The organism is Rhizorhabdus sp. (genome assembly GCF_018006725.1).
GTDB lineage: Bacteria > Pseudomonadota > Alphaproteobacteria > Sphingomonadales > Sphingomonadaceae > Rhizorhabdus.
In genome coordinates, this window is the sequence record NZ_JAGMXV010000218.1 from 1 (window position 1) to 7,555 (window position 7,555).

General features: G+C 66.2%; 6 protein-coding genes. 5 read left to right on the plus strand and 1 reads right to left on the minus strand.

The genetic code is table 11. The features are described 5' to 3' along the window. Positions 1-31: 31 nt before the first annotated feature. A complete protein-coding gene (locus KAY22_RS21675) occupies positions 32-613 on the minus strand; it encodes a nitroreductase (RefSeq protein ID WP_296625287.1) in 582 nt (193 codons plus the stop codon). A 273-nt stretch (positions 614-886) separates the two neighbouring features. Between KAY22_RS21675 and KAY22_RS21680 the strand changes: the two genes are divergently transcribed. The 5 genes from KAY22_RS21680 to KAY22_RS21700 all read left to right on the plus strand — a co-directional run bounded on the left by KAY22_RS21680 (position 887) and on the right by KAY22_RS21700 (position 7,527). Next, on the plus strand, positions 887-2,668 hold the full coding sequence (locus KAY22_RS21680; RefSeq protein ID WP_296625288.1) for a peptide MFS transporter: 1,782 nt from the start codon (positions 887-889) through the stop codon (positions 2,666-2,668). A 19-nt stretch (positions 2,669-2,687) separates the two neighbouring features. Continuing rightward, positions 2,688-4,073 carry an amidohydrolase gene (locus KAY22_RS21685; RefSeq protein ID WP_296625292.1) on the plus strand — a complete coding sequence of 462 codons (1,386 nt, stop codon included), beginning with the start codon at positions 2,688-2,690 and terminating at the stop codon, positions 4,071-4,073. Beyond that, complete coding sequence (locus tag KAY22_RS21690) at positions 4,070-5,383, plus strand: amidohydrolase family protein (RefSeq protein ID WP_296625289.1); 1,314 nt, start codon at positions 4,070-4,072, stop codon at positions 5,381-5,383. Before KAY22_RS21685 ends, KAY22_RS21690 begins: the two co-directional genes overlap by 4 nt. Positions 5,384-5,494: 111 nt before the next feature. Continuing rightward, entirely contained in the window at positions 5,495-6,832 is a 1,338-nt protein-coding gene (glmM, locus tag KAY22_RS21695; RefSeq protein WP_296625290.1) for a phosphoglucosamine mutase, read from the plus strand. A gap of 5 nt (positions 6,833-6,837) precedes the next feature. Further along, entirely contained in the window at positions 6,838-7,527 is a 690-nt protein-coding gene (locus KAY22_RS21700) for a bifunctional hydroxymethylpyrimidine kinase/phosphomethylpyrimidine kinase (protein WP_296625291.1), read from the plus strand. The last annotated feature ends 28 nt before the right edge of the window (positions 7,528-7,555 follow it).

Sequence of the window (7,555 nt, forward strand, 5' to 3'; positions counted from 1 at the left end):
GTGCTAACACAGCATGGCGCGTCAATGGCAATCAGGCTTTCCACGTCGAAACGACAGCTTCATAGGCCGGGCGCGGACGCTCTTCCAACGCGCGCCCAGGCGTACCTAGAAAGAGAAAGCCGGCGATCCGGTCGCCCGCGCGGCCGCCCAGGCTCTGCAGCACCTTCGCGCTGTAGGCCGGCCAGCCGGTAAGCCAGCTGCCGACGAATCCGGCGGCGTGGGTGGCGGCCAGCAGGTTCATGCAGACCGCGCCCGCCGACAGTTCCTGCTCCCACAGCGGAATCTTGCTGCTCTCGACCGGGGTCGAAAGGACGGCCACCAGCGTCGGTGCCTGGCGCGCGAACTGTTCCATCGCCTCAAGCTCGAGGCGGCCGGCACCGGGTTTGTCGGCTAGATAGGCAGCCTTGAGCATATCGGCGAAGCTTTCGCGGGCTGCGGGTTCCACGATCACGAAGCGCCAGGGCGCCAGCTTGCCATGGTCGGGCACGCGCATCGCAGCGCTCAATATCGCAGACAACTCGGCTGCGTTGGGGCCAGGTGCGACCATGTCGCGCGGCTTCCCCGAGCGGCGCGTGGCGAGAAGGGCGGCGGGCGAAGACAGGTCGTTGAACATGGCGCGCGGTCTATCAGCTGGTGTCGATTGCAACAATCGGCTTCACAGAGCGGGATTCCCCGTTACTGTTGACAGCCATGAAGGCCGCGCAGCGCTGGACGGCCTGATCGCCCGGTGGCGAGCGAAAAGCTTGCCGCATCAGGCGCATGTCCGCACCGTCCCGAACGGAAGGGTGGGCAGGCGTGGCAGGCAAGGGGCCTGTGGCGAGAGGGAGAGTGAAGCGCTGTGCGCCGATAACGCAAGGCCCTTGGGGCCGAGAACAGAAAGCACTTCATGGTCAATCCCGACGCAGACGCGACGACCGAGCCGGCATCCCGTCAGGTGAGCCGCTCGGACGGCGAAACCTGGTTCGGCCACCCCAGGCAGCTGGCCAGGCTCTTTTCCACCGAGGCGATGGAACGCTTCGGCTTCTACGGCATGCGGGCACTGCTGACGCTCTATCTGGCGCAGCATTTCCTGTTCAACGACCAGACCACCAACGGCCTCTACGGCGGGTTCACCGCGCTGGTCTATCTGACCCCGCTCGTCGGCGGCCTGCTCGCCGATCGCTATCTCGGCTCGAAGAAGTCGGTGAAGTTCGGCGCGATCCTGATGTCGATCGGCTATCTGACGCTCTGCTTCGGCGGCCCGACCGCTAAGCCTTATGCGATGATCGACAATGCGCGTTACGAGGTGGTGATCGACGACGCCAAGCAGCAGTTCGTCGTCGACGGCAATCGGCGGCTGGCGATCAAGGGCCGCGAGGACGGTAGCGTCGACCTTGTCGCGCCCGACGGAAGCGTCGCCCGCACCGTCGCCAAGGGCGGCTTCAAAGCGGATGCCGACCGCGACGATTTCTACACGATGCTGATGCTGGTCGCGCTGACCATGGTCACCGTCGGCAACGGCTTCTTCAAGCCCAACATCTCGACGATCGTCGGCGCGCTCTATGAGCAGGGCGACCGCCGCCGCGATGCGGGCTTCACGATCTTCTACATGGGCATCAACCTCGGCTCGCTCTTCTCGCAGATATTGTGCCCCTTCCTCGCGGTTGCGCTCGGCTGGTGGGCCGGCTTCGGCCTCGCCGCGATCGGCATGATGATCAGCTGGGCGCTGATCCAGTTCGCGGGCGACAAGCTCGACGGCTATGGCGATCCGCCTCCGGGACAGGACAAGGACCGGTCGCTGCTGATCTATATCGGTGCGATCGCGGCGGTGCCGGTCGGCTGGTTCCTGTTCGTCAACCTGATGAACAGCACCGCGACGCCGGCCGGCAGCGGCATGATCGGCTATCTGCTCGGCCTGCCGATCATGGGCAAGGTGCTGTTCGCCTCGTTCCTCGCCTCCGTCGTCCTGATCCCGCTCTGGGCGCTCAAGGCGGGCAACAAGGTCGAGTTTCAGATGATGGTCGCGGCGATCGTCTTGATCGTCTTCAACGTCGTCTTCTGGACGCTTTTCGAGCAGGCAGGGTCTTCGCTGACCCTGTTCGCCGACCGCAACACCGACCTCTCGATCTTCGGCATGTTCACCATGTCGGCGGGGCAGACCCAGTTCTTCAACGCCTTCTTCATCGTGCTGCTGGCGCCATTGACCTCGATCCTGTGGAACGCGCTCGGCCGACGCGGGCTGGAGCCGTCGATCCCGGTCAAGTTCGCCATCGCGCTTGCGGGCGTCGGCCTCGGCTTCCTCGCGCTGGTGTGGGGCACGGCCTATGCCGGGCCGGACTTCAAGGTGTCGGTCTGGTGGCTCGCACTGCTCTATCTGATCCATTCGATGGCCGAGCTCTGCATCTCGCCGGTCGGCCTCTCGATGATCACCAAGCTGTCGATCGCGCGTGTCGTCGGCCTGATGATGGGGCTGTGGTTCCTGTCGATCAGCTGCGCCCAATATGTGGCCGGCATGGTCGCGCAGGTCGCCAGTGTGGAAACGGTCGGCGGTCAGGTGACCAACCTCAAGGTCAGCCTCGACACCTATGCGGGTGTCTTCCAGACCATCGGCCTCGTCTCGATCGGCATCGGCGTGGTGCTGTTCCTTCTCTCCCCGGTCATCAAGAAGTGGATGCACGGTGTCCAATAAGTTCCTCTACGGCGCCGCGATGGCGCTCGCGCTGACCGCCTGTTCGGGCGGTGCAGCACCCAAATCCGCGTCGTCCGACGCGCCCCCGCCAGGCAAGGGCAAGGCGTTCGATCACGATCCCTTCCCGTCGACCTACAAGCCCTATCCGGGCGTGCCGACCGCGATCGTCCATGCGACCGTCTATGACGGCGAAGGCGGCCGCATCGAGAATGGCACCGTCCTGCTCGCCGACGGCAAGGTCGTCGAGGTTGGCGGTGCCGATCTCGCCATCCCGGCTGGCGCGAAGCTGATCGAGGGCAAGGGCAAGTGGGTCACCCCCGGCATCATCGATGTGCACAGCCATCTCGGCGACTATCCGTCGCCGGGCGTCGAGGCCCATTCCGACGGAAACGAGGCGACCGCACCGGTGACGGCGCAGGTCTGGGCGGAACATAGCGTCTGGCCGCAGGACCCCGGTTTCAGCCGCGCGCTCGCCAATGGCGGCGTGACCACGCTGCAGATCCTGCCCGGTTCGGCCAATCTGTTCGGGGGCCGCTCGGTCACGCTCAAGAATGTCTATGCGCGCACGGTACAGGGAATGAAGTTCCCCGGCGCGCCTTATGGCCTGAAGATGGCCTGCGGCGAGAATCCCAAGCGCGTCTATGGCGGGAAGGGGCGCGAACCTTCGACCCGCATGGGCAATGTTGCGGTCGATCGCCAGACCTGGATCAAGGCGACCGAATATAAGCGCAAGTGGGACAAATATGAGGAGAAGGGTGGCGAGGCGCCGTCGCGCGACGTCGCCATGGACACGCTGCGCGGCGTTCTCGATGGCGAGATCCTCGTTCACAACCATTGCTACCGCGCCGACGAGATGGGCATCGTCCTCGATATGGCGAAGGAGTTCGGTTACAAGGTAACCGCCTTCCACCATGCCGTCGAAGCCTACAAGATCGCCGATCTTCTGAAGGCAAACGGCACCTGCGCCGCCGTCTGGGCCAACTGGTATGGCTTCAAGATGGAAAGCTACGATGGCATCCCGGAAAATCTCGCCATCCTGCACAATGCGGGCGCCTGCGTGATGATCCACTCGGACGACCAGAACGGCATCCAGCGGCTCAACCAGGAGGTCGCCAAGGCGCTTGCCTCGGGCCGTCGCGCCGGCTTCCAGATCAGCGACGAGCAGGCCTGGACCTGGCTCGCCATCGCGCCCGCGAAGGCTCTGGGCATCGCCGACAAGACCGGCAGTCTCAAGCCCGGCAAGATGGGCGACGTCGTGCTGTGGAACGGCAATCCGCTCAGCGTCTACACGCGGCCGGAGAAGGTCTGGGTCGATGGCGCGATGCTGTACGATGCCTATGATCCCAAGCTCCGTCCGGTGAGTGATTTCGAGCTGGGCCAGCCCGGCGAGGGAGATGTGAAATGACCCGATCCACGCTCCTCCGCGGGCTCGGCGGCGCCCTGTGCGCGGCGCTTGCGACGGCAGCCCTCCCGGCAACTGCCGAGACCATCGCGATTACGGGCGGCACCGTCGCGATCGGCGACGGATCGCAGCCGATCGAGAATGGCACGGTCGTCATCACCAATGGCCGCATCGTCGCGGCAGGCGCCGGCGTGGCCGTGCCGGCGAGCGCGACGGTGATCGACGCCACCGGCAAATGGGTATCCCCCGGCATCGTCGCGGGCGTCAGCACCCTCGGCGTGATGGAAGGCTATGGCATGTCCGAGGTCAACGACCTCAGCGCCGGCAAGTCGCCCTTCTCGGCCGCGCTCGACATCTCGACGGCTGTCAATCCGAACGGCCAGCGCATCGGCACCGAACGGTCGGCCGGGATCACCCGGGCCTTCATCATGCCCGGCACCGGCAACACGATGTTCGCAGGGCAGGGGGCGGTGATCGACCTCGGCACCGATCCCGATCCGGTGACGCGCCCGCGCGCCTTCCAATATATCGAATTGGGCGAAGAGGGCATGTCGGCCGCGGGCGGGAGCCGTCCGGCGGCCTATGCGCTGCTCAAGGCGGCGCTTTCGGCAGCAGCCAACCCGGCGAGCGCCGATTTCGCCAGCAAGGACGCGCTGATCACGCGGCAGGATGCCGAGGCGCTCGGGCCGGTTCTGCGTGGGACCCAGCCGCTGCTGGTCCATGTCGAGCGGGCGTCCGACATCCGTTCGGTGCTTGCCCTCAAGAAGCAATATCCGGCGCTCAAGCTGGTGCTGGTCGGCGCGACCGAAGGCTGGATGGTGGCCAGCGAGATCGCGGCCGCCCGCGTTCCCGTGATCGCTGCCGCCCTGATCGACCTGCCCGAGAAATTCGAGTCTATCGCCGCGACTCAGTCCAATGTGGGGCGGCTCGCCAAGGCCGGGGTCACCGTCGCCATCTCCAATGCCGACATCTCGGAAGGACCCTATGAGTCCTTCCTCCCGCAATATGCCGGCAATCTGGTGGCGTTGACCAAGATACCCGGCGCGCAGGGGCTCGACTGGGGGGCAGCGCTTGCCTCGATCACATCGAAACCCGCTGCGGCGATCGGCATGGATGGTGAGATCGGCTCGCTCCGTGCCGGGCGCCGTGCCGACGTGGTCGTCTGGAGCGGCGACCCGCTCGAACTGTCGTCGCGTCCGACCGCCATCTTCATCGACGGCGTGGCGCAGCCGACGGTCAGTCGTCAGACGCGCCTGCGCGACCGCTATCTCGACCCGGTCGAGAAGGCGCTGCCCAAGGCTTACGAGCGCTAAGGCCTGAGCGGCGGTCATGGCAGAGCTGTGGCCGCCCTTCTGCTCCGCAGGGGCTTGAGGCGCCATTGGAATCGGCGCATCTAGCAGCGGCTTTGACTTGGGGATCGTTGCATGGTGCGTAGATATTTCGGGACCGACGGCATTCGCGGGCGGACCAACGAGAGCCCGATGACCGCCGAAATCGCCATGCGCGTGGGGCAGGCAGCCGGGGCCCATTTCGTCCGGGGCGAGCATCGTCACCGGGTCGTCATCGGCAAGGATACGCGTCTGTCGGGTTATATGATGGAGTCCGCGCTCGTCGCTGGCTTCACCAGCGTCGGCATGGACGTCGTCCTGCTCGGCCCGATGCCGACTCCGGCGGTCGCGATGCTCACCCGGTCGATGCGCGCCGACCTGGGCGTCATGATCTCCGCGAGCCACAACATGTTCGCCGACAACGGCATCAAGCTGTTCGGCCCCGATGGCTACAAGCTGTCCGATGCCGACGAGATCGCGATCGAAGGGCTGCTCGACGCGCCGGTGAGCCTCGCCGCGCCGGCCGAGATTGGCCGGGCGCGCCGCGTCGAGGATGCGCGCGGCCGCTATGTCCACGCAGTGAAGTCCAGCTTCCCCGAGCATCTGCGCCTCGAAGGGCTGCGCATCGTCGTCGATTGCGCCAATGGCGCCGCCTATGAGGTCGCGCCGCTTGCGCTGTGGGAACTGGGCGCCGACGTCATTTCGATGGGGGTCAGCCCAAACGGTATCAACATCAACGACAAATGCGGTTCGACCGACACCAGAGCGCTGCAGGACAAGGTGCGCGATACGCGCGCCGACATCGGCATTGCGCTCGATGGCGATGCCGACCGGCTGATCGTGGTCGACAATCTCGGCCGGGTGGTCGATGGCGACCAGTTGATGGCGCTGATCGCCAGCGGCGCACACCGGCGCGGCCAGCTGCGCGGGGGCGGGCTGGTCGCTACGGTCATGTCCAATCTGGGCCTTGAACGCTTCCTGCAGGGGCAGGGCCTGTCGCTGCACCGGACCAAGGTGGGCGACCGCTATGTGGTCGAGGCGATGCGCGCCGAGGGCTTCAACGTCGGCGGCGAACAGTCGGGCCATATCATCATGTCCGACCATGCAACGACCGGCGACGGCCTCGTGGCGGCCTTGCAAGTGCTCGCCGAGCTGGTCGAGAGCGGCAAGCCTGCGAGCGACCTGCTCCACCTGTTCGACCCGCTGCCGCAACTGCTCAAGAATGTCCGCTTCGCGGGCGGCGAACCGCTCAAGGACGAGAAGGTCCAGGCGGCGATCGCCGATGCCGAGGCTCAGCTGGAAGGCACCGGCCGCCTCGTCATCCGCAAGTCGGGGACCGAGCCGCTGATTCGCGTGATGGCCGAGGGCGAGGACAGCAAGCTGGTCGAGGCGATGGTCGATCAGATCTGCGACGCGGTCCGCAAGGCCGCCTGATCGCGATGCCGGTTACGCGTATCCTGATCGTCGCCGGGTCCGATTCCGGCGGCGGTGCCGGCATCCAGGCCGACATCAAGACGGTGACCCTGCTCGGTGGCCACGCGATGACGGCCATCACCGCGATCACCGCGCAGAACACGCTAGGCGTCACCGACGTCCACGCCATCCCCGCCGACAGCGTCATCGCGCAGATCGATGCGGTGGCGTCGGACATCGGCGTCGACGCGGTCAAGATCGGCATGATCGGATCGCCCGACACCGCCGCGCGCGTTGCCGATCGACTGTGCAGGCCTGACCTTGCCGGCGTACCGGTCGTATTCGATCCCGTGATGATCGCCACCAGCGGCAGCCGCCTCGCCAGTGCGGAAACGATCGCGGTGTTCGGGGACCTGATGCGCCGGGCGACGCTCTCGACCCCCAATCTGGACGAACTCGGCGCGCTGGCGGGGCTGACCCTGTCGGACGAAGCCTCGGTGGCCTCGGCGGCAAGCGGGCTGATCGACCGGCTCGGCGGCGGCGCGATCCTCGCCACGGGCGCCGAACTGGGCGCGGGCGAACTCAGCGACCTGCTGTTCGAGGGCAGTGCAACGGAGGCTTCCTGTCGCTGGAGCGCGCCTTGCTGGCGCGCATCTGCTCCAGTTCCGTATCGGTCACGACGAAACCGCCACCGACCGAGTAATAGATGCGCTTGAGCAGCAGCCGGTCGTCGCGGTCATAGGC